Source organism: Rhizobium leguminosarum bv. viciae USDA 2370 (genome assembly GCF_002008365.1).
GTDB lineage: Bacteria > Pseudomonadota > Alphaproteobacteria > Rhizobiales > Rhizobiaceae > Rhizobium > Rhizobium leguminosarum.
On sequence record NZ_MRDL01000059.1, the window covers coordinates 328,040 to 349,361 of the forward strand.

Here is a 21,322-nt window from a genome sequence, read left to right on the forward strand (position 1 = left end):
CGGCCCGTGCTTTCCATGACATGACGGAGGGATAGCTATGCCCCTGATTGACCGCATTGCCCTGACCCAATTCGCCGAGCAGATATTGACCCGTGCGGGCATGGAGCCCGACAAGGCCGAAACGACTGCCGCCGTCCTGGTGGAGGGCGACATGATCGGCCACGAAACGCATGGTGTCAGCCTTCTGAACTGGTATGTCGAGGCGTTGGAAGACGGTTCGCTGGCGAAGTCGGGCAGCTATGAGGTGGTCAATGACCGCGGCGCGGCCTTTGTTTGGGACGGCAAATCCTTGCCTGGCGCATGGCTGCTGACCAAGGCGATCGACCAGGTCTGCGAACGCGTCGGCGATTATGGCGTCGTTACCGCCGCGATCCGCAACTGCCACCATACCTGCGCTCTTTCAGCCTTCATGCGGCAGGTGACCGAACGGGGCCTCATCGTGCAGCTGTCGGTGTCGCATCCCGCTGCAAGCCGCGTTGCGCCCTATGGCGGCACGAAGCCGCTCCTGACGCCCAACCCGATGGCTGCCGGTTTCCCGACATCCGCGGATCCGATCCTGATCGACGTCTCGGCCTCGATCACCACCACGACCATGACGCAAAACCTGGCCAAGGCCGGCAAGAAATTTCCGGAGGCTTGGGCCTTCACCGCCGCAGGCGAGCCGACCGATGATCCGCGCGAGGTGACCGAACGTGGTGGGACGATGATGCCTCTCGGCGGTCAGTTGAAGGGCCACAAGGGCTTTGGGCTCGGGCTGATCGTCGAATTGCTGGGGCAGGGGCTTTCAGGCAAGGGACGGGCGAACGCGCCGGCCGGTGTGTTTTCGCAAAGCGCCTTCCTTCAGGTCATTGACCCCGCCTTTTTCGCCGGGCTGGATGCCTTCACGGCGCAGTCTGACTTTCTCGCCTCTGCCTGTCGCAGCAATCCTCCGGCGCCCTGGAACAATGGCCCCGTTCGCATGCCGGGCGACAGTGCAGCAGGAAAGCGCCGCTTGGCGTTGGAACAGGGCGTGCCGGTCGGCGATGCACCTTGGCAGAAGCTTTGTAAACATGCCGAAATTCTCGGCTTGCCTATTCCCGACGTTACCGCATGCCCATGAAGCGTTGACAACCCTGGTCAGCTCAGGTCTACTGGTCCACTAACCGGACCAGTAGACCTGAGCGCGGGGGAGGGCAAAGGCAATGGATGTTCGAGCAATGCTCGAAGACGACGTTGCAGCGCTCGGTGGAGCGCCGAAGAAGTCGATGAAAGACTTCGTCGTCCAGAAGATTGCGACCTTCATTGCCACCGGCATCCTTAAAGTGGGCGATCCGCTGCCCAGCGAACGTGAACTCGCCTCCGCACTCTCGGTCAGCCGCGAGACCGTCCGGGGCGCGATCCTTATCCTTTCCACCCACGGCATTCTCTCGGTTGTGCACGGAACACGCACGGTGGTGGCATCAGAAGACGTCGGCGAACTGGCTGTCCAGGCTGCGCGGTATCGCGACATCGCGGCCTACAGTCTCGACAATGTTCATGAGGCGCGTCTTCTTATCGAAGCACAGGTCGTCAGGGCTGCCACGCTCAAGATGGAGCCTTCAACCCTTGATTATCTCCACAAGTCGATCGCAGCACAGGAAGCCGCCTGTGACGATCCTGTTCGTTTTTTGATATGTGACCGGGAATTTCACACCGCTATCTACCGCTCCAGCGGCAACGCGGTGCTGGCTGATATGGCCGCCGACCTCTATTCCTATCTTCTGAGCCACCGAAGGCGCGTTGTATCGCAGCCTGGCAGTATCGCCACCAGCATCGCCGATCACCAGATGATCCTCTCCGGCTTGGAGACGCGGGATCCGGATGCCGCAGCCGCTGCCTTCGCGGTCCACGAAACCCGTATTTATACGACGACCAAGCTGCTCTTTTCGTAGCTCGCAGGGAGGCGAAACACGATGCATATTCTCATTATCGGGGCGGGAGGAATGATCGGCCGGAAGCTTGCTGCCACACTGGGGCGCAGCGGCTCGCTCGGCGGCCATGCGATCACGCGCATGACGCTCGTCGATGTCACGGCGCCGCCGGTACCCGCCGGCGTCTCCGGGTCGGTGGAAGCACTGGCTGCCGACATTTCCGAAAGCGGTGCGGCGGAAGCCCTCGCGGCTCGCCGGGCCGATGTGATCTTCCATCTCGCCGCCATCGTTTCCGGCGAAGCCGAGCGCAATTTCGACCTCGGCTATCGGGTCAATCTCGATGGCACGCGAGCGCTGTTGGAAGCGATCCGTCGGGAAGGAACCCGCCAAGCCTATGTTCCCCGGTTCGTTTTCTCCTCATCGATCGCGGTCTATGGCTCGCCGTTTCCCGATCCCATTCCCGACGATTACGTGCTCGCACCTCTCACCAGCTACGGAGTCCAGAAGGCGATATCCGAGCTTCTGCTTGCCGACTATTCGCGGCGCGGCTTCATTGACGGCGTCGGAATTCGGTTGCCGACCATCGTCATCCGGCCTGGCGCACCGAATGCTGCCGCATCGGGCTTCTTTTCTGGAATCCTTCGTGAACCGCTCGCGGGCCAGCGGGCTGTTCTTCCGGTCGAAGAGACCGTCAAACACTGGCTGGCGAGCCCGCGTTCTGCCGTCAAATTCCTGATCCATGCTGCGACCCTCGACACATCGGCGCTGGGTGTTCGGCGCACGCTCACCATGCCGGGCGTTGCCGCCACCGTTGCCGACCAGATTGCCGCCTTGAGCCGCGCTGCTGGTCCCCAGGCGGCGGACTTGATTGATCGTCGCCGCGACGAGGTCATTGAAAAGATCGTTGACGGATGGCCGAAGTCCTTTGCGCCGGAACGCGCGACGCAACTGGGTTTCGTCGCCGAAACCACCGTCGACGAGTTGATTGAGGTCTACCTCGACGAAGACGCTCCGGGTGCGTCCGGATGAGATCAAACTGGGCTAACGCCGTTGCATGGGAGGAAAATCCCGACCGGGCAGGCCCACAGATGCGGGATTGAAGCGGCCGAGGGCCTAGAGGAGATGACGGCCGCGGCCAAGATATACGAAAATACAAATAGATAGCATGTAGCGCTCGATTTCTGGGAGGAGTGAGTATGGCAGGCGTTCAATTCGCGGATGTGCGGAAATCATTTGGGGCATTTCCGGTCATCAAAGGCGTGGATATCGACATTGCCGACGGGGAGTTCGTGATCCTGGTCGGCCCGTCGGGTTGTGGCAAATCCACTCTTCTGCGGATGCTGGCGGGACTTGAAAACATTTCCGGCGGTGAGATCAAGATCGGCGGGCGTGTCGTCAACACGCTGCCGCCCAAGGACCGCGACATCGCCATGGTGTTCCAGAACTATGCGCTCTATCCGCATATGACGGTGCAGCAGAACATGGGCTTCTCGCTAATGCTGAACAAGGCGCCGAAGGCGGAAGCCGAAAAGCGGGTGAAATATGCGGCCGGCATCCTGGGTCTCGACAAATTGCTCGACCGTTATCCGCGCCAGCTTTCCGGCGGCCAGCGCCAGCGTGTCGCCATGGGGCGGGCGATCGTGCGTGATCCGGAAGTCTTCCTGTTCGACGAACCGCTATCCAACCTCGATGCGAAGCTGCGCGTCGCCATGCGCGCCGAGATCAAGGAACTGCACCAGCGGCTGAAAACGACGACGGTCTACGTCACCCACGACCAGATCGAGGCCATGACCATGGCCGACAAGATCGTCGTCATGCATGACGGCGTCGTCGAGCAGATCGGCACGCCGCTCGAACTCTACGACAAACCCGCCAATCTCTTTGTTGGCGGTTTCATCGGCTCACCGGCGATGAACATGATCAAGGGCAGGCTCGACCCCGAAAACCCGACAAGTTTCAAGGCGCCTGACGGCACGGCGCTCCCAGTTTCCAATCCGCCGGCCGACGCCATGGGCCGCGACCTCGTCTACGGGCTTCGCCCGGAATACATCCTGCTCGATGCCAATGGCCTGGCCGGTGAAATCGTGGTGATCGAGCCGACCGGCTATGAGACGCATCTCATCCTCAGGCTCGGCGGCAGCGATCTCAGCTGTGTCTTCCGCGAACGCGTCAGCGCGCGACCAGGCGAGACCCTGCGCGTTGCGATCGACGCCGCACATGTTCATCTTTTCGATGCCGAGAGCGGCCGGAGATTGACCGACTGACGCCGTCCGGCGGCTGCGCGGGGGCGGAGGAGCCCCCGTCACCCGCCGGTCGGCTGCACCCTGGTCCAGGGATGCAAGGACCGTCGTTCACCAAGCGGGAGGTGAATGGCGGAGAGTTCGCCCCCGCTGTTTGAAGAGGAGGAATATCATGAGGATTAAGAGACGTGACTTTCTTGCCGCCTCGGCTGCCGTCGCCGGCGCCGCCGGCCTGGGCATTCGGCCATCCCTAGCGCAGGCCGAACCGACCTATACGCCAGAAAGCGGCGCCAGCCTTCGCCTGCTGCGCTGGACACCCTTCGTCAAGGGCGACGAGGAGGCCTGGCTTGCCAACACCAAGAAATTCACCGAAGCGACCGGCGTCGAGGTACGCATCGACAAGGAAAGCTGGGAAGATATCCGCCCGAAGGCGGCCGTTGCGGCCAATGTCGGCTCCGGCCCGGACCTCATCATGTGCTGGTTCGATGACGCCCACCAATATCCCGACAAGCTGGTCGACTTGACCGAGCTCGCCAACTATCTCGGCAACAAGTATGGCGGCTGGTATGACGGTGTGAAGGGCTATGCCGCGCGCGGCGACACCTTCATCGCCATGCCGCTGACCGCAATCGGCAATGCTGTGGTCTATCGCGACACTCACGTCAAGGCGGCCGGTTTCAGCGAGTTCCCGAAAGACACCGCAGGCTTCCTCGAGCTTTGCAAGGCGATGAAAGCCAAGGGCACGCCGGCCGGCTTCCCGCACGGCAAGGCCGTCGGCGACGGCAACAACTACGCCCATTGGCTGCTTTGGAGCCACAACGGCATGATGGTCGACGAAAGCGGCAAGGTGACGATCAACAGCCCGGAAACGCTGGCATCAATCAACTATGCCAAGGAGCTCTACGCGACCTTCATTCCGGGCACGGAAAGCTGGCAGGACGTCAACAACAACCGCGCCTTCCTCGCTGGCCAGGTCTCGCTGATCGCCAACGGCGTCTCGGTCTATTACACCGCCAAGAACGACCCGAAGCTCGCCGAGATCGCCAAGGACATCCGCACGACGAACTTCCCGATCGGTCCTGTCGGCAAGAGCGTCGAGCTTTGCCAGACGAGTTCGCTTCTTCTCTTCAAGCACACCAAATATCCGGAAGCGGCGAAGGCCTACATCAAGTTCATGATGGAAGCCGACCAGATGAATGCCTGGATCCAGGGCTCAAGCGCCTATTGCTGCCAGCCGCTCAAGGCTTTCGCCAAGAACCCGATCTGGACATCCGACCCGATCCACGCGCCTTATGCGCGCGCCTCGGAAAAGTTGCGTCCGAACGGCTATGCCGGCCCACTCGGTTATGCCTCGGCAGCGACCATGGCCGACTACGTTCTGGTCGACATGTATGCGGCGGCCGTCACCGGCCAGATGTCGCCCGAAGATGCGATGAAGGAAGCTGAACGCCGGGCAAACCGCTACTATCGCGTCTGAGCCACGCCTCAAAGCAAGCGGTGTGCCGGCCCTCGGCATGCCGCAAGTCCTCTGCGAGTTCAAACGCAATCTGGGAGATAGGCAATGTCGATGGTGAATTCGGAGGACAGGCGTGGGCCGATCTCTTCGCTCCTGCAGAACAACAATGTGCTCGGCTTCCTGTTCATGCTGCCGGCGGCCGTGTTCCTCGTCTGCTTTCTCACCTATCCGCTGGGGCTCGGCGTCTGGCTCGGCTTCACCGATACAAGGATCGGCCGCGACGGCATCTTCATCGGGCTGGAGAACTACCAGTTCCTGATGGACGACAGCGTCTTCTGGCTATCGGTCTTCAACACCATTCTCTATACCTCCGTCGCCTCGGTGCTGAAATTCGCGCTCGGCCTCTGGCTGGCGATGCTGCTCAACCAGCACCTGCCGTTCAAATCCTTCTTCCGGGCAATCGTGCTGCTTCCCTGGGTCGTGCCGACGGTGCTTTCGGCGCTGGCCTTCTGGTGGATCTATGATTCCCAATTTTCGATCATCTCCTGGTCGCTGATGCAGCTGGGGCTGATCAGCGGACCGATCAACTTCCTTGGCGATCCGATCAATGCGCGCATATCCGTCATCGTCGCCAATGTCTGGCGCGGCATTCCGTTCGTGGCGATCTCGCTGCTTGCCGGCCTGCAGACGATACCGGCGTCGCTGCAGGAGGCTGCTTCGCTCGACGGCGCCACGAGCTGGCAGCGTTTTCGCTATGTAACGTTGCCGATGCTGACGCCGATCATCGCCGTCGTGATGACCTTCTCGGTGCTCTTCACCTTTACGGATTTCCAGCTGATCTACGTGCTGACCAAGGGGGGACCCGTCAACGCGACGCATCTGATGGCGACGCTCTCCTTCCAGCGCGGCATTCCGGGCGGTCAGCTGGGCGAGGGTGCGGCCATCGCCGTCGCCATGGTGCCCTTCCTGCTCGGCGCGATCATGTTCAGCTTCTTCGGCCTGCAACGGCGCAAATGGCAGCAGGGCGGCCAGGATTAGGGCCACGGCTAGGGCCAAATTGGGGTTAGGGAGAGTGATGATGTCGATAAATTCAAACGCCGCCGATCAGGTCGTGACCGACAATGCCGAAGGCATGAGCTATCTGAACCGGCTGCCGCGGCGGATCGTTATGCTCTACCTGCCGATGGCCGTCTTCGTCTTCGTGCTGCTCTTCCCGTTCTACTGGATGGCGATCACCGCAGTGAAGCCGAACGAGCAGCTGACCGACTATAGCAATTACAGCCCCTTCTGGGTGGTCGGGCCAACGCTCGATCATATCAAATATCTGTTCTTCGAGACGTCCTATCCGGGCTGGCTGTGGAACACGATGCTGGTGGCGGTCTGCTCCACCTTTCTCTCGCTGGTAGCCTCGGTCTTCGGCGCCTATGCCATCGAGCGTGTGCGCTTCACCGGCTCGCGTTCAGTCGGCCTGGTGATCTTCCTTGCCTATCTCGTGCCGCCGTCGATCCTCTTCATCCCGCTTGCCTTCATTGTTTTCAAGCTCGGGATCTACGACTCGCGGCTGGCGCTGATCTTCACCTACCCGACCTTCCTCATTCCCTTCTGCACCTGGCTGCTGATGGGCTATTTTCGGTCGATCCCATTCGAGCTGGAGGAAAGCGCACTGGTGGATGGCGCCAATAGATGGCAGATTCTCACCAAGATTATCCTGCCGCTCGCGGTGCCAGGGCTGATCTCAGCCGGCATCTTCGCCTTCACGCTGTCCTGGAACGAATTCATCTATGCGCTGACTTTCATCCAGTCGTCGGAAAACAAAACCATTCCGGTCGGGGTGCTGACCGAATTGGTGCGCGGCGATGTCTTCGAATGGGGAGCACTGATGGCAGGTGCGCTGTTCGGCTCGCTCCCGGTGGTCATCCTCTACTCGTTCTTCGTGGACTACTACGTCTCATCGATGACCGGGGCGGTGAAGGAGTGAGAGCCTAGCGCGGGCACGCCCGGTAGGAACGATAGGCGTGTCCGCAGCTTAAATGGGATCAGTGGCGTTCCCATCATGTATCGAAACCTCGTCTTGCCGAGATCGAATAATTGTAAATTGCCGCGTAACTCGTCGATACGAGCAGCGGAAATGCGATGGTCTTGAGTATTTCCGGTGTACCGGTCGCCGCATGGATCGCCACGAGAATGCTGGCTGAGCCGAGACAAGCAATGAGAGGCGGCGCCCAAAATCGTACCGATCCGACGAAGCGCTTTGAAAGCCAGTCGATCACAGATTTCAGGCAAAGTGTCAGGCAGGCGGATATCGCACCCTGCACAAGGCCGGCATAGAGCGGCAATGGCATGGCGTGCGCGCGATTGGCGAAAACCGCCCAGCTGCCCATTGCCAAAAAGGCGAAGAGAACATGGACAACGCCGCTGCGGAGAAGCCGGTGCAGTCCATTCGGCATCACAGCGACCACCCGTAGCGATGGATGGGCGCGGAGAAGACGAGGAAATCCAGCCTGTCGATCAACACGATCACCTTGCGAGCGCTCTAATGCCTGGCATGCGGAGTGCCTATCCGCGGCTCGAACAGTTGCCTAGGATTGGCGGCGAATTGCCTTAAAGCAATACATTAGGATAGATGAAGCCGGCCATGCATCGGCCGGCGGCGCGGCTCGGGTGCAACAGGGTCAGACCCTGTTCTTCATCGCGGCCCGCAATACATCATTGATCCGATCCTGCCAGCCAGGGCCATTTTCCTGGAAAAAGGCCAGCACATCGCTGTCGATCTTCAGCGAAACCAGCTCCTTGGTATTCGGCAACGCCGGCCGCTCGACAGCTTGTTCCAGCTTCTTCTTCGCGGGTTTGAACAGCGCTTCGGCGGCATCCATTGGATTGACAGGTCGGCGGGGCGGATTTGTCATCGTTGTCACTTTCTATTGCCTGTCGGAGCGACATATGAGCGGCATACGTGATGTCGGCTGCTTCGTCGACTATTTATCTTGTCTTACGAAACGGCGATTTAGCCGACCGGCTCGATCGCCAGCGTGCCGGCGGCAGAGACCGGTCGGCGACTTCGCAGAGACGACCGGATCCGTCGGCGATGATAGGCAGCGGTTAGGGTCGAATTCCCGCTCAAAGGGGAAAGCTGATAATCGTTTGTCCTCAACGGCCCAAGATGCCTTTCATGTCGAAAACAGCGGCATTGTCCTGAACCTCGCGCAGCCCCTTGTAGGAGGCATGGCGGAGATTGCCATCATCCGTCCAGCCGCGAAACTCGATTTCAGCGATCAGCGTTGGCTGCACGAAGACGAGGCGTTTGCCCTTCAGGGGAATGACCGGCCGGCTCGTCTTCAATCGGTCGAGCGTCTTTTTCAGCTCTTCAGCATCCCTGGCACTGAAACCTGTCCCGACCGACCCCAGGTAAACCCAGTCGAAGCCTTGTCTGCCGGCCAGCAGCAGACTGCCGATGCCACCACGGGCGGATGCCGACTGCTCATAGCCGACGATCATGAAGCTCTCGCTCTGGACGCATTTTATTTTCAGCCAGTCGCCCGTGCGGCCACTGCGGTAGGGGCGGTCGCGATGCTTGGCAACGATGCCTTCCAGATGACGATGGCAGGCGTGCTCGAGAAGGTCTTCGGCTGGCAGTTCTAGCTCTTCGGAAATGCGGATCGCCTGATCGCCGCCTTCCGGTATAAGGTCTTCAAGCAGGTGCCGGCGTACGTCAAGCTCGGTGCTAGTGAGATCGTGCCCGTCGAGATAGAGAAGGTCGAAGGCGACGAGGATCGACTCGGTTGACACCCGCTTGCCGCCCCGCCCGCCGAGCGAACGCTGCAGGGCGCCAAAATCCGACCGGCCCTGATCATCGAGCACAACCGCTTCGCCATCGAGGATGGCAGTGGTTACCCCAAGCTCTTTTGCTGCCGCGACAATAATGGGGAAACGGTGGGTCCAGTCATGCCCGCCGCGGGTGATCACCCGGACGCCCTTCGGCTCGATGTGGATTGCCAAGCGGTAGCCGTCCCACTTCACCTCGTAGAGCCAGTCCGGCCCCACAGGCACGGTCGGCTTCAGCAGCGCGAGGCAAGGCTCGACGCGCAGCGGCATTGGATCGAACGGCAGACTGGGTTGGTCAGGATCGCGCTTGCGGATCGGACGAGAGTGCAGCTTCGACTGTGACTCGCCAAGCAAGGGCAGTATTGGGCGGCGCGGGTGCTTCATGATCAGGTCTAACACCTCCCCGGGTGCCCTGCTCGGCTTTTTCATCTGCTTCTTCTTCGCGTCGATGGCAACAACGCGACTCAACCAAATCACGCGGCTGATTGTTCCGAGTCGAAACGAATCTCGATTCAAGGACTTAACGCGTCGATGCCTCCCGTATTCCAAGTCCCGAAATCGCTGCCGGATCTGGATTGGCCGAGCAATCGTCGCGTTGGTCGTCCCGGTAAGGCCTCAGTGACATCGAACGCGCTCCGGCCCGGCAATCACCCTCAGCATTCTTCAACGGGCGCTGTACTTCGCGTCGAGATCATCCATGGCCTTGACGTTACCGGCAGAGCGGCCGTTCTCGTCGAAGGTCTGGGCAAGAAACGCATCGGCGATCGACTTTGCCAGCTCGGTTCCGATGACGCGGGCTCCCATGGTGATGATCTGCGCATTGTTGGAAAGTGCTGCACGCTCGGCAGAATAGGTGTCGTGCGTCAGGGCGGCGCGGATACCCGGAACCTTGTTGGCCGAGATGCAGACGCCGATGCCGGTGCCGCAAACGAGGATCGCCTTGTCGTAGGTGCCGTCGATGACGCCTGAGGCGACGCGGTCCGAGAGGTTGGCGTAGAAAGGATCGGCACCGGCGCTCGTGCGCGAGACTTCGTACACGTCGAAACGGTCCTTCAGATGGTCGGCCAGAACCTTGGCGAGGCCTTCGCCGGCGCTGTCTCCTGCAATGGCAAGCTTCATTGTCTTTCTCCTCAGAGTTTGGCGGCGCATCTGGCCAGAATGTCGAGGTAGCCTTCGACATTCCAGGCCGAACGGCCGATGAAGAGCCCGTCGATATGCGGGCTCGAGATCAGTTCTTCGCAGTTCTGCGGGTTGACCGACCCGCCATAAAGGCAGGGGATCTTCCGGCCGAGCACAGCTTCGGCAACGGCGATGATTTCAGACTGGCGGGCATCCGCATAATCTGCGCTCGCCGGGATGCCCTTCTCGCCGATCGCCCAGACCGGCTCGTAGGCCAGCAGGATTTCGGCAGCCTTTTGGGCGCCCGAAAGTTTCGAAAGCGCGCCGCGCACCTGGACCGCGAGGATGTCGGCAGCCTTTCCGCTTTCGCGGTCGGAAAGCGTCTCGCCAATGCAGATCAGCGGGATGAGACCGTGGCGAACGGCCGCTTCGGTCTTCAGACCCACAGTCTCGTCGGTCTCTCCAAAATGTTCGCGCCGCTCGGAATGGCCGAGCTCGACGAGATCGAGATTGCAGTCCTTCAGCATCACCGGCGAGACTTCGCCGGTCCAGGCGCCCTGGTCGGCCCAATGCATGTTCTGAGCGCCGACCTTCACCGAGGTCTTGGCAAGCATCGCCTTGACCTCGCGCACCGCCGTGAAAGACGGAATGACGAAGCGCTGGATACGCGGGTCGCGCGCGGCATCGGCAGCTTCTAGACCGCGGGCGAAATGCTCGGCTTCAGCAAGCGTCTTGTTCATCTTCCAGCTGGTGCCAATCCAGAAGTGCGGCTTTTCGGTCATGTCGGATCCTGCGTTGATGCAATGGTGAGCGTAATGCCCGCCTGCTCAAATTCCTCCAGGACAGCAGCATCCGGTGCGCTGTCGGTGATAATCGCGTCGAAATCGGCCAGATCCGCCATGACATGCAGGGCGGTGTGGCCGATGCGCTGATGATTGACCAGAAGACAGGTCCTGGTCGATGACGCGATCATCGCCCGCTTGGCGCGCACGACGTTGTCATCCATGTGATAGGCGAGCCTGCCACTGACGGCAGGCGTTGAAATGAAGGCAATGTCGGCCCTCAGCCGCGACAGTGCCTCCTCGGTGACGACGCCGAGATAGGCGTTGAATTTCGCCGAATAGATGCCGCCAAGTGCGATCAGGGTGATGCCGGTTTCGCCTTTCAGCCGCTCCATGATCGCCGCATTGTTGGTGATCAACGTCAGCGGCCGCTTCTGCAGCAGCATTTCGCCGAGAACGGCCGCCATCGAGCCGTCGTTTACCATCACCGTCATCCCCGGCTCGACCAGCTCCAGCGCGGTCTCAGCCATTGCCAGCTTGGCCTCGTTGCCCTGGCGCTCGCGAATGCGGAAGTCGCTTTCAAACTGCGTTCCGGCATCAATGGTCGCGCCGCCGCGAACCTTGCGCAGGACGCCCGCCTGCTCGAGATCGTCGAGATCGCGATGGATCGTCATTTTTGACACGGTGAAGCGATCGGCAAGGTCGTCGAGATCGACGGTCTTGTTTTCGACGAGCAGGTTGACGATCAACTGCTGCCGCTCTTCCCGCCTCATCCTGCTCTCCACCCTCGTTTGATGTTAAGATAACAGAATATACGTGATTATCAACATAAATCATGTGATTTTGCGATAAAATGTTGTTGCCTTCGATCGCTACTTCAATAAAGCCTGCGCGGTTCGCTCGTCGGTGATCAGCCCGAAAAGACGGCGGCTATTCAGAATTGCCCGGATCGCCGCCACTTTCGCCTGTCCGCCCGCCAGCGCCACAAGCCGCTCTTTCTTGGTCTTGGGGAAAGACGCAGAGAGCGTGCGCGCCGTCAGCGCGGTATCGAGGATGTGGCCATCGGCGTCGAAAAAATGTCCGAGGATTTCGCCGACGCCGCCTGCCGCGGCAATGTCGTCAATTTCACCGGGTTCAACCATGCCGGACAAAACAAGCTGCGCCTCGGCATCGACAGTTCCCAGGCCGACGAGCTTCAGGTCGGCGTTATTAGCAAGGTCGAAGACCTCCTTGACGGCACGCTGCGCCTTCAGCACTTCACGGTCCTCGCCGGTATTGGCGAAAAAGGGAACCGGCATGACATAGGCATGGGCGCCGGTCTTTTCGGCGATGCGATGCATCACGTCATAGGGATTGGCGCCGTAGTTTCGTGTCAGGCCGCCAAGCAACGAGACGAAACGCAGGTTCTTCGCGCTCACCCTCGGCATATATTGGACGGCGGCGGAAAGCGTGCGGCCATGACCAAGGCCGATCACCGTATTGTCGCCGCGCTCAATCTCGCGCTTGAGATAGCCGGCGCCGGCATGGCCGAGTGCGCGGAGCGGCAAGCCTTCCTCGCCGAGATCGGGTGCGACCTCGCAATATTGAAGCCCGAAGCGTTCCGAAAGCCGCATTTCCAGCTCGACGCATTCGACAATATCCCCGTCGATGGTAACTTTGACGACGCCATCGGCGACCGCTCTGGCGATCAGGCGATGGGCCTTTACCGACGGCACGCCGAGGCGGCGTGCGACGTCGGACTGCGTCAGGCCACCGGCATAGTGAAGCCAGGCAGCACGCACGGCAAGGGTATCATCGGCGTCCGTCATCACGGCTCCTTTTCGAAGGTCATGCGGCGATTCCGCCGTATCGCAGTGCTGCCTTTTAAAGATCTCCGCCTCAGATGTTCAAGTCAGCGACGCCGGTGTCGATGTGCGGCGCCCAGAAGGCGACACTTTCGGCGATCTGCGGGATGACCTGGCGATCGTTCGGCTCGCGTTCCTTGAAGGAGAGTTCCAGGCAGATTTCATTGTCCTTCGCCCCACCTTCGGCCAGCGCCTGCAGCAGAGGTGCCGGCTGTATGCGGCCCTTGGCGTTGAATTCGGCGGTGAAGGGCCGGTGCCCGCCCTTGTCCATCAAGCTCTGTTTGATGTGGATGATCGGCGATACCAGCGGGACGGCCCGCGCCCAGGCGTAGGGGTCATAGTCGTCGGGATTGGCGGAGGTGATGTCGCCATGATCGATATCCGCCATCATCCACATCGGGATGGCCATTCCGGCGGATGTCAGCCGCTCCTGCAGTGACAGGCAGGCGCCGATCGTCTCGCCGAACTCGCGGCCGATGCTCATCGGCTCCCAGAACATGTAGGCGAGGCCTGCGACGCGCGCATGCTCGGCGACATCGGCCCAACAGTCGATCGCGATCTTGATCAGTTCCTCGCGTCTGGCCGGATCGTCGAAGTCCTTATAGGTGAAGATCGCAAATTGCGTGCCGACCGAGTGGCCGCCGAGATCGGCGGTGATGTCGGCAAAGGTCTTGAACCATTCGATGTAGTAGCGGCGCACATCGGCATCCGGATGTCCGAAATGGTTGAGGCGCCCATAGGGGCCTGTCATGCCCGAGGTGACCCGTACGCCGGTGCGCGTCAGCGCAGCGCTCATCGTGCGCGTCAGGCGGCGGATCACCGGCGCCTGCCAGCTCGGATTGATGAACTCGTGGGTCAGTTGGAGGTCGCGGATCCGCAAATCATGCGCAACCGTGTCGATGAGATCATCTGGGTCGGCGAAGCGGTTCACCAGCGGATTGGTATTGAGCGAAAGGGTCAGCGGCATGGCGGCATCCTTCAGGCGGCAGCAAGGCGGGTTGACGCAAACCACTCGCCAAAGGCCACGCGCTCCGCTTCGTTCAGATGGAGATAGTGTTTGGTGCGGCGATAGAGGATGTCCTCGGCCGTTTCGGCCCATTCCGTGGCGACGAGATAGCGGGCCTCGGCCTCATAGAGCTGTCCACCGAAATGCCGCCCGAGCCCTTCCATGCCTGTCGCGCCGGCAACCACATTCCTGGCGCGGGCGCCATAGAGACGGCCGTAGTGATGCACGAGCTTGCGCGGCATCCAGGGATAGATATCGCGCAGGCTGTTGGCAAAGCTCTCGTAGTCGGCATTCGGAATTTCGCCGCCCGGCAGCGGCGCTTTCTCCGTCCAGTCGCCTCCCATGTTCGGGAAGATGTGCTTCAGCCGCTGCATGCCGCGCTCGGCGAGTTCGCGGAATGTGGTGATCTTGCCGCCGAAGACGTTGAGCAGCGGAGCGCCGCCGGTCTCGTCGAGATCGAAGACATAGTCGCGGGTAACGGCCGACGGGTTGCCCTTGCCGTCGTCAAACAGCGGGCGCACGCCGGAGAAGCTGTGCAGCACATCGTGGCGGCGCAGCTTTTCCTTGAAGTAGCGATTGACCGCCTTGAGCAGATACTCGATCTCCGTCTCGTCGGCGGAAACATCCTCGGCCCGGCCTTCGTAAGCGATATCGGTCGTCCCGATCAGCGCCTTGTCGCCCTCGTAGGGATTGATGAAAATGACGCGTTTGTCGTGGTTCTGCACCAGATAGGCATTGGCACCTGCCCAGAACTTCGGCACGATGATGTGGCTGCCCTTGACGAGGCGGACGTTGCGGCCGGAGTTCGAGCCGGCGACGCGATTGATGATGTCCATCACCCAGGGGCCGGCGCAGTTCACCAGACATTTGGCACGGAAGGTTCGCGTCTCTCCCGTGGAGTTGCTTTTCGTGACCACGGTCCAACCGCCATTCTCGCGACGGGCCGACACGGCCGGCGAGCGGGTCAGCACCAGAGCGCCGTTTTCTGCTGCGCTCAACGCATTCAAGGTCACGAGGCGGGCGTCGTCGACCCAGCAATCGGAATATTCAAAGCCGCGCGTGTATTGATCGAGGATCGGCGTGCCTTCCGGGTCGCGGAGCAGGTTGAGCGTGCGGGTCCCGGGCAGCTTCTTGCGGCCGCCGAGATGATCATAGAGGAAGAGGCCGAGCCGCACGAGCCATGCGGGGCGATCCTCTGGGCTGTGCGGCAGGACGAAGCGCATCGGCCAGATGATATGCGGCGCGGCATTGAGCAGCACTTCACGCTCGATCAGCGCCTCACGCACCAGACGGAATTCGTAATATTCGAGGTAACGCAGACCGCCATGCACCAGCTTGCCCGAACGCGACGAAGTTCCCTGTGCCAGGTCGTCCTTTTCGCACAGCACGACCTTCAGGCCGCGGCCCGCAGCATCGCGTGCTATCCCCGCGCCGTTGATGCCGCCGCCGATGACGAAGAGATCCAGGAGTTCGGGTTCGGTCATGTCATGCTCCTTCGATGCCTGCTGCATCAGAATTACGCGCCCACCGGCGACGTCGTTGCGGCTTCGGCAAGCTTGTCCCAGGCGGGCGCCATTGCCTGGCGCACATCGGTATAGGCGGAAAAGAGCCGGTCGAACCGGTGGGCCTCGTTGGCATCCGGTGTCTCCGGATCGCCGAGCAGCGGCGTCACCCAGTCGGCTATGCAATCGTCCATGCTGGAATAGACGCCGACAGCCACCGCGGCCATCATCGCCACGCCGGCCGCCCCCGTCTCCTCGCGGCGCGACTGGCGGATCGGTGCGTTAACGGCGGCCGAGAGTGAACGGCGAAGGGCGAGGGAGCGTGTGGCCCCGCCCGTGAGCCGCAGCTCTTCGGGCATCGTGCCCATCGCGGCGTAGCAGTCGCGGGTGGCAAGCCCCAACCCTTCGACCACGCTGCGCAGCAGATCGGGGAAGCCGTGACGCATCGAAAGCCCGGTGAAGCCCGCGCGCGCATTGGCGTTGACGAAAGGCCCACGTTCGCCCGCTTCGGAAATATAGGGATGGTAAAGCACCGCCCCCGGTCGGCTTTCTGCAAACCAGCCGTCGATGCGCGCAATAAGGTCTGCATGCGAAGCAGGCTTACCTGCCTCGGCCATGAGATAGGCGGCGACCTCAAGGATCCAGTCGATGTTGATCGTGGCGCCCATATTCGTCTGGACCTGAGTGACGATGCCGGGGATGGGAAGGGCGATCACATAGCCGGTACCCTCACGATTGAGCTGAACGTCGGCAACGGACTTGGCGCGCAAGTGCACACCGGTCGAGCCGATCGTCGAGCAGGCGGCGTTGCGAGCGTCGCTGCGCACGCCTGCACCGAGCGCCGTCATCACCATGTCGACATAGCCGAGGCAGACCGGCGTTCCAGCAAGAAGCCCGCAGGCCTTCGCCGCCCCCGATGTCAGCGGGTGGCTGATCTCGCTGCCGTCGATGATTTCGGGCAGGAGCCCGCGCCTGTGGTCAAGGCCGAGCGCATCGATCACCACGGCATCATACTGGCGCGTTCTGAAATTGCCGAAGGTGAAACTCGCCTCCGATGGATCGGTCGCCCGCACGCCCGTGAGGTTGAGATAGAGCCAGTCCTTGCAGTGCAGCGCCGCCTCCGCCCGATCGAGAAGATCCGGCGTGAAGCGGTCCATATGGGCAAGTTGCGCGCCCTGTTGGCAAGTGTTGAGACCGGTGCCTGTCGCTTCGAAGCGGGCACGGTTCTGCGTTCCGCCGGCAAGCGACGTGACCGTCGGCGCGGCGCGCGCGTCGAGCCACAGCCAGGCATCGGCGACCGGCATATTGCCGTGGCCGACGAGCCAGGTGCCGTCGCCCTGTCCGGTAACGGCGATGGCTGCGGTGCATGATGCAAGATCAGCGACTTTTTCGCCTAGGCCCCGCAACGCGCTGGCGCAATCGAGCCAGGTCTGATCCAGCGACTGCGTTGCCGAGCCATTGTCTCCGGTGGTGTATCTGTTGCGAACGGAGGCTGTGGCAATCTGGCGCCCGGACAGATCGAAGGCGACAGCCTTGATGACCGAGGTGCCGGCATCTATGCCAATGATGATCGTCTGGGTCGATGTCATCGCAGGCCTATCTCGCCACCATCGCAAGCACCGCCGCAGGAAATACGCGCATCAAATTCATCTGAAGTCCTCCCGACCCTAAACTCATCTGGGATGATGCATCCGGCTGCCAACGTCGGCCCTTCCACGGGCAACGGCAAGCGCGCCGCCTTTGGCAGATCCCAGATCTGGCGCGCAGCCGAAACCTCCCTAGCTTCACTCGAAAAGATACCATAAAGATACCATAATGCCAGTAAGATTTTTCTAGCGATGTAATTTTTTTCAACTAAAATAGAAGAGCAAGGAGCTTGCTTCCGCGCCGCCGAGCTGTTGGCGTGCAGCATCGAAAACGGTAATGCGCGCAATGCCTGATCTGTACAATTATGCATGAAAAACAGAGAGATGCCGCCATAATTCGGTAGAATGACAAGTGTGAAGGCGTGTCATTTTTTGCTGCACCGCAGCGCGATGAACAAGATGTGAGGTCGTGCATTTCAGTCGAGTTGGCGTGAAAGTGCCGTTGACAGTTTATAAAATATATAACATCATTTACGGCATAAGTAACATACTTCTATCACGGAAGTGCGCTTCCTGATGGAGAATTTGCAGGCCCAGGCGGTTGGAGGAGACATCTGCCGGTCTTGTTGAGGAGGCTTCCAATGCGAATTTTCGTCCAGAGTTGCGCTCTTGCGGGTGGCCCGCCGGTTTCTGTTCCGGTGCGACGCAGTGCTTCAGCGCGCCTGCGATCATCATCGCGCTAGCCCTCCCCATCTTGCCATTCCAAGCCAAAGGCCGTCCGGACATGAGTACCTCGCCCGATCATGCAGCATCAAAGCCGAGCAGCGGCAATCGCGGGCTCCTTGTCAGCGCGGCGTTGGCGGTCATCGTCGTTGCAGCGATCGCGTTCGATACGACGGTCGTCAAGATCGGTTCCGAAAACGATGTCCGCCAGCAGGCGTTCTCTCCGGAAACCTTCGGCGCTGAGCAGTTCCCGAAAATCAAGGCAAATGTCGAGGAGCGGGCCGCTGCGGCCGCCGATCTCGCGGCCGCCATTGCCGCCGACAAGAAGGCGGCGGCCGAGAAATACGGCACTGCGACGAGCACCGGACCGGTCATTCCCGTCACGCTGACCGGCGTTTTCGGCGCCCGCAAGTCGAACACCAACGAAATGAAGATCGATGGGTTGCCTCCCGAGACGGTGGTCCGTGTCCAGACCGGCCCTGCGGTCAACGGCACGGACCTCCGCGACGCAACCGGCACCATCGAATTCGGCCAGTTTACCAACCAGATCCAGTATCAGGATGCCGGATCGGCCATCAATAACGAGATGAAGAAGGCGGTTTTTGCGGGCATGGATCCTGACGCCCTGGACGGAAAGCAGGCGACCGTCGTCGGCGTCTTCAAGCTCATCAACCCGAAGAACTGGCTCGTCACGCCGGTGAAGGTCGAGCTCAAATGAGCCAGCCGCAACGTAGCAACGGGGCGAAAGGCGAGGTCGTCCTCGCAGCGCGCAACATCGCAAAATCCTACGGCAGCGTTCACGCCCTCAAGGGAGTGAACTTCGACATTCATCGCGGCCAGGTCACAACGCTGTTCGGAGAGAACGGCGCGGGCAAGTCGACGTTGATGAAGATCCTTTCGGGTGTCGCGCAGCCAAGCTCCGGCGAGATCATTCTCGACGGCTCGCCGATCAGCTTTAGCTCGTCGACCCATGCGCGCGAGTGCGGGATCTCCATCATCCATCAGGAGCTCAGCCTCGCCCCCAATCTCAGTGTCCGTGACAATATTTTCATGGGCCGGGAGATCATCAAGGGTGGTGTCGTCGACTTCGCTGAAGAGGAGCGTCAGACCCGGGCGCTCATGGAAGAGCTCGAGGAAGACATCGATCCGCAGACGCGCGTCGAGGATCTTCGCCTCGGCCAGCAGCAGATCGTCGAAATTGCGCGGGCACTCTCCATCAATTCGCGCATCCTGATCATGGACGAGCCGACCTCGGCGCTGAGCGCGACGGAGGTGGAAGTGCTCTTCAAAGTCATCCACGACCTGACGAGCCGCGGCGTGTCGATCGTCTACATCTCGCATCATCTGGAAGAGGCGCTACAGATCACCAATCACGCCGTCGTTCTGCGCGACGGAAACATGACCGCCTATGCCGAGCGCAAGGATATCGATCTCGAATGGATCGTCCGCAACATGGTCGGCGAGAATTTCGACCTTGGCAGCCCGCCGCAAGGTCATCCGTTCGGAAACGTCTCGCTTTCCATCGAAAACCTCAGTGTCCCCGGCCCCTCCGGCGCTGCCTATAATGCGGTCGATCGTCTGTCTCTCAAGGTGCGTGCCGGTGAGATCGTCTGCATCTACGGGCTGATGGGCGCCGGGCGCACGGAACTGCTCGAATGCATTGCCGGACGTCTGCGCGCAAGTGGCGGACAGGTTCTGCTCGAAGGACAGGACGTCAGTGGGCTCAGCATCGCCGGGCGCATTGCCAGCGGTCTCGTGCTTGTGCCGGAAGATCGCCAGCGCGACGGCCTCGTCCAGACGATGACGGTCGGCTCCAATCTGTCGCTTGCGAGTATCCGCGCCTTCACCAAAGGGCTTTTCACCTCCGGCCATCGGGAGCGCGATCTCGTCAATGACGCGATCCGGCGGGTGCATGTGAAAACCGATGGCGGTTCAGCTTCGATCGGCTCGCTCTCCGGCGGCAACCAACAGAAGGTCGTCATCGGCAAGATGCTGGCAACCCAGCCAAAGGTCATCCTGCTCGATGAGCCAAGCCGCGGCATCGACATCGGCGCCAAGGCGGAAGTTTTCAAGTTGCTCGCGGAGCGCGCCAAGCAGGGATTGGCGGTCATCTATTCGACGTCCGAAGTCAATGAATGCCTGAGTATCGCGCACCGCATCATCGTCATGCATCGCGGCAGGATATCGGCCGAGTTCGGCTCGGATGTCACCAAGGAAAAGATCATGGCCGCCTCCGGCGAAGCCGTGGTCGCGCACTAGCCTGGATTATGGAGCACTGATTATGTCAGTCACGAACGTCACCGAAAAGAAATCAGTTTCCAGCGGGCAGAAGCGCAATACCAATATCGTGCGTCTCATCCTGGAAGGCCGGGCCTTCTTCGCGCTGATCGTCATCATCGCGGTCTTTTCGTTCCTGTCGCCCTATTACTTCACGCTGAACAACTTCCTGATCATGGCGTCGCATGTCGCGATCTTCGGCATTCTGGCGATCGGCATGCTGCTCGTCATCCTGAATGGCGGCATCGATCTGTCGGTCGGCTCGACACTCGGGCTTGCAGGCTGCATCGCCGGTTTCCTGATGCAGGGGGTCACGCTCACCTATCTCGGCGTCATCCTCTATCCGCCGGTCTGGGCCGTCGTCGTCATCACATGTGCGCTCGGTGCGCTGGTCGGTGCGGTCAACGGCGTGCTGATCGCTTATCTCAAGGTGCCGGCCTTCGTCGCCTCGCTGGGCGTGCTCTACGTGGCCCGCGGTATCGCGCTCCTGATGACCAACGGCCTGACCTACAACAATCTCGGCGGCCGTCCGGAACTCGGCAATACCGGCTTCGACTGGCTGGGCTTCAACCGGCTCGCAGGCATTCCGATCGGGGTCATCGTGCTTGCGGTTCTCGCCATCGTTTGCGGCATCGTGCTGAGCCGCACTGCCTTCGGCCGCTGGCTCTACGCCTCAGGTGGTAACGAGCGTGCCGCCGACCTCTCCGGCGTCCCGGTCAAGCGCGTGAAGATCATCGTCTATGTGCTTTCGGGCGTCTGTGCAGCGATCGCCGGCCTGGTCCTCTCTTCGCAGTTGACCTCTGCTGGTCCGACGGCAGGCACAACCTACGAACTGACGGCGATCGCAGCCGTGGTCATCGGCGGCGCGGCGCTGACCGGCGGCCGCGGTACGGTTCGCGGCACCATGCTCGGCGCCTTCGTTATCGGCTTCCTTTCGGACGGCCTCGTGATCATCGGCGTCTCGGCCTACTGGCAGACGGTATTCACCGGCGCGGTGATCGTTCTCGCCGTCCTCATGAACAGCATCCAATACGGCCGCCGGGTCAAATCGTCCTGACGGCTGAGACCGAAACTTA

At 61.0% G+C, this 21,322-nt stretch carries 22 protein-coding genes; 10 read left to right on the top strand and 12 right to left on the bottom strand.

Going from position 1 to position 21,322, the window contains the following annotated elements:
- Positions 1-37 precede the first annotated feature (37 nt).
- The 7 genes from BS629_RS35630 (at position 38) to BS629_RS35660 (ending at position 7,563) form a co-directional block, all read left to right on the top strand.
- Positions 38-1,099, top strand: a complete 1,062-nt coding sequence (locus tag BS629_RS35630) for an Ldh family oxidoreductase (RefSeq protein WP_018245660.1) — start codon at positions 38-40, stop codon at positions 1,097-1,099.
- Positions 1,100-1,181: 82 nt separating this feature from the next.
- A complete protein-coding gene (locus tag BS629_RS35635; RefSeq protein WP_018245661.1) occupies positions 1,182-1,910 on the top strand; it encodes a FadR/GntR family transcriptional regulator in 729 nt (242 codons plus the stop codon).
- A 21-nt stretch (positions 1,911-1,931) separates the two neighbouring features.
- Complete coding sequence (denD, locus tag BS629_RS35640; RefSeq protein WP_018245662.1) at positions 1,932-2,918, top strand: D-erythronate dehydrogenase; 987 nt, start codon at positions 1,932-1,934, stop codon at positions 2,916-2,918.
- Between the two features lie 167 nt (positions 2,919-3,085).
- Positions 3,086-4,153: an ABC transporter ATP-binding protein gene (locus BS629_RS35645; RefSeq protein ID WP_018245663.1), complete on the top strand. Its 1,068-nt coding sequence runs from the start codon at positions 3,086-3,088 to the stop codon at positions 4,151-4,153.
- 148 nt (positions 4,154-4,301) lie between these two features.
- Entirely contained in the window at positions 4,302-5,606 is a 1,305-nt protein-coding gene (locus BS629_RS35650; protein WP_018245664.1) for an ABC transporter substrate-binding protein, read from the top strand.
- An 84-nt stretch (positions 5,607-5,690) separates the two neighbouring features.
- Positions 5,691-6,623, top strand: coding sequence for a carbohydrate ABC transporter permease (locus BS629_RS35655; protein ID WP_003550789.1), 933 nt, complete (start codon positions 5,691-5,693; stop codon positions 6,621-6,623).
- A 40-nt stretch (positions 6,624-6,663) separates the two neighbouring features.
- Positions 6,664-7,563, top strand: a complete 900-nt coding sequence (locus BS629_RS35660; RefSeq protein ID WP_018444785.1) for a carbohydrate ABC transporter permease — start codon at positions 6,664-6,666, stop codon at positions 7,561-7,563.
- A 73-nt stretch (positions 7,564-7,636) separates the two neighbouring features.
- Here the strand turns inward: BS629_RS35660 and BS629_RS35665 are convergent, their stop codons facing one another.
- The 12 genes from BS629_RS35665 to BS629_RS35715 all read right to left on the bottom strand — a co-directional run bounded on the left by BS629_RS35665 (position 7,637) and on the right by BS629_RS35715 (position 17,981).
- Positions 7,637-8,032: a hypothetical protein gene (locus tag BS629_RS35665; protein WP_032981510.1), complete on the bottom strand. Its 396-nt coding sequence runs from the start codon at positions 8,030-8,032 to the stop codon at positions 7,637-7,639.
- Between the two features lie 225 nt (positions 8,033-8,257).
- The gene (locus BS629_RS35670) at positions 8,258-8,491 is read right to left on the bottom strand and encodes a BrnA antitoxin family protein (protein ID WP_018245667.1); all 234 of its coding nucleotides are present in this window, start codon (positions 8,489-8,491) and stop codon (positions 8,258-8,260) included.
- A gap of 241 nt (positions 8,492-8,732) precedes the next feature.
- A complete protein-coding gene (ligD, locus tag BS629_RS35675) occupies positions 8,733-9,791 on the bottom strand; it encodes a non-homologous end-joining DNA ligase (RefSeq protein WP_026188697.1) in 1,059 nt (352 codons plus the stop codon).
- Positions 9,792-10,070: 279 nt separating this feature from the next.
- Entirely contained in the window at positions 10,071-10,526 is a 456-nt protein-coding gene (gene derI, locus BS629_RS35680; RefSeq protein ID WP_003562478.1) for a D-erythrulose-4-phosphate isomerase, read from the bottom strand.
- 11 nt (positions 10,527-10,537) lie between these two features.
- Positions 10,538-11,308, bottom strand: coding sequence for a triose-phosphate isomerase (locus tag BS629_RS35685; RefSeq protein WP_018245669.1), 771 nt, complete (start codon positions 11,306-11,308; stop codon positions 10,538-10,540).
- Entirely contained in the window at positions 11,305-12,081 is a 777-nt protein-coding gene (locus tag BS629_RS35690) for a DeoR/GlpR family DNA-binding transcription regulator (RefSeq protein WP_018245670.1), read from the bottom strand. Before BS629_RS35690 ends, BS629_RS35685 begins: the two co-directional genes overlap by 4 nt.
- A gap of 99 nt (positions 12,082-12,180) precedes the next feature.
- Positions 12,181-13,116: a sugar-binding transcriptional regulator gene (locus BS629_RS35695; RefSeq protein ID WP_018245671.1), complete on the bottom strand. Its 936-nt coding sequence runs from the start codon at positions 13,114-13,116 to the stop codon at positions 12,181-12,183.
- A gap of 70 nt (positions 13,117-13,186) precedes the next feature.
- A complete protein-coding gene (locus tag BS629_RS35700; protein ID WP_018245672.1) occupies positions 13,187-14,119 on the bottom strand; it encodes a TIM barrel protein in 933 nt (310 codons plus the stop codon).
- An 11-nt stretch (positions 14,120-14,130) separates the two neighbouring features.
- The gene (locus BS629_RS35705; protein ID WP_026188698.1) at positions 14,131-15,642 is read right to left on the bottom strand and encodes a glycerol-3-phosphate dehydrogenase; all 1,512 of its coding nucleotides are present in this window, start codon (positions 15,640-15,642) and stop codon (positions 14,131-14,133) included.
- A 32-nt stretch (positions 15,643-15,674) separates the two neighbouring features.
- Positions 15,675-17,249: an FGGY-family carbohydrate kinase gene (locus BS629_RS35710; protein WP_018444791.1), complete on the bottom strand. Its 1,575-nt coding sequence runs from the start codon at positions 17,247-17,249 to the stop codon at positions 15,675-15,677.
- Entirely contained in the window at positions 17,246-17,593 is a 348-nt protein-coding gene (locus tag BS629_RS39430; RefSeq protein WP_184328247.1) for a hypothetical protein, read from the bottom strand. The genes BS629_RS35710 and BS629_RS39430 overlap by 4 nt, the downstream gene beginning before the upstream one ends.
- A gap of 184 nt (positions 17,594-17,777) precedes the next feature.
- Complete coding sequence (locus BS629_RS35715; protein ID WP_245268274.1) at positions 17,778-17,981, bottom strand: hypothetical protein; 204 nt, start codon at positions 17,979-17,981, stop codon at positions 17,778-17,780.
- Between the two features lie 49 nt (positions 17,982-18,030).
- On the opposite strand from BS629_RS35715, the gene BS629_RS35720 reads away from it, so the two are divergent.
- The 3 genes from BS629_RS35720 to BS629_RS35730 are packed head-to-tail and all read left to right on the top strand — an operon-like array spanning position 18,031 to position 21,303.
- Positions 18,031-18,687, top strand: a complete 657-nt coding sequence (locus tag BS629_RS35720) for a DUF2291 domain-containing protein (RefSeq protein WP_026188699.1) — start codon at positions 18,031-18,033, stop codon at positions 18,685-18,687.
- Positions 18,684-20,228: a sugar ABC transporter ATP-binding protein gene (locus tag BS629_RS35725; RefSeq protein ID WP_018245677.1), complete on the top strand. Its 1,545-nt coding sequence runs from the start codon at positions 18,684-18,686 to the stop codon at positions 20,226-20,228. Before BS629_RS35720 ends, BS629_RS35725 begins: the two co-directional genes overlap by 4 nt.
- A 22-nt stretch (positions 20,229-20,250) precedes the next feature.
- A complete protein-coding gene (locus BS629_RS35730) occupies positions 20,251-21,303 on the top strand; it encodes an ABC transporter permease (protein WP_018245678.1) in 1,053 nt (350 codons plus the stop codon).
- Positions 21,304-21,322 lie beyond the last annotated feature (19 nt).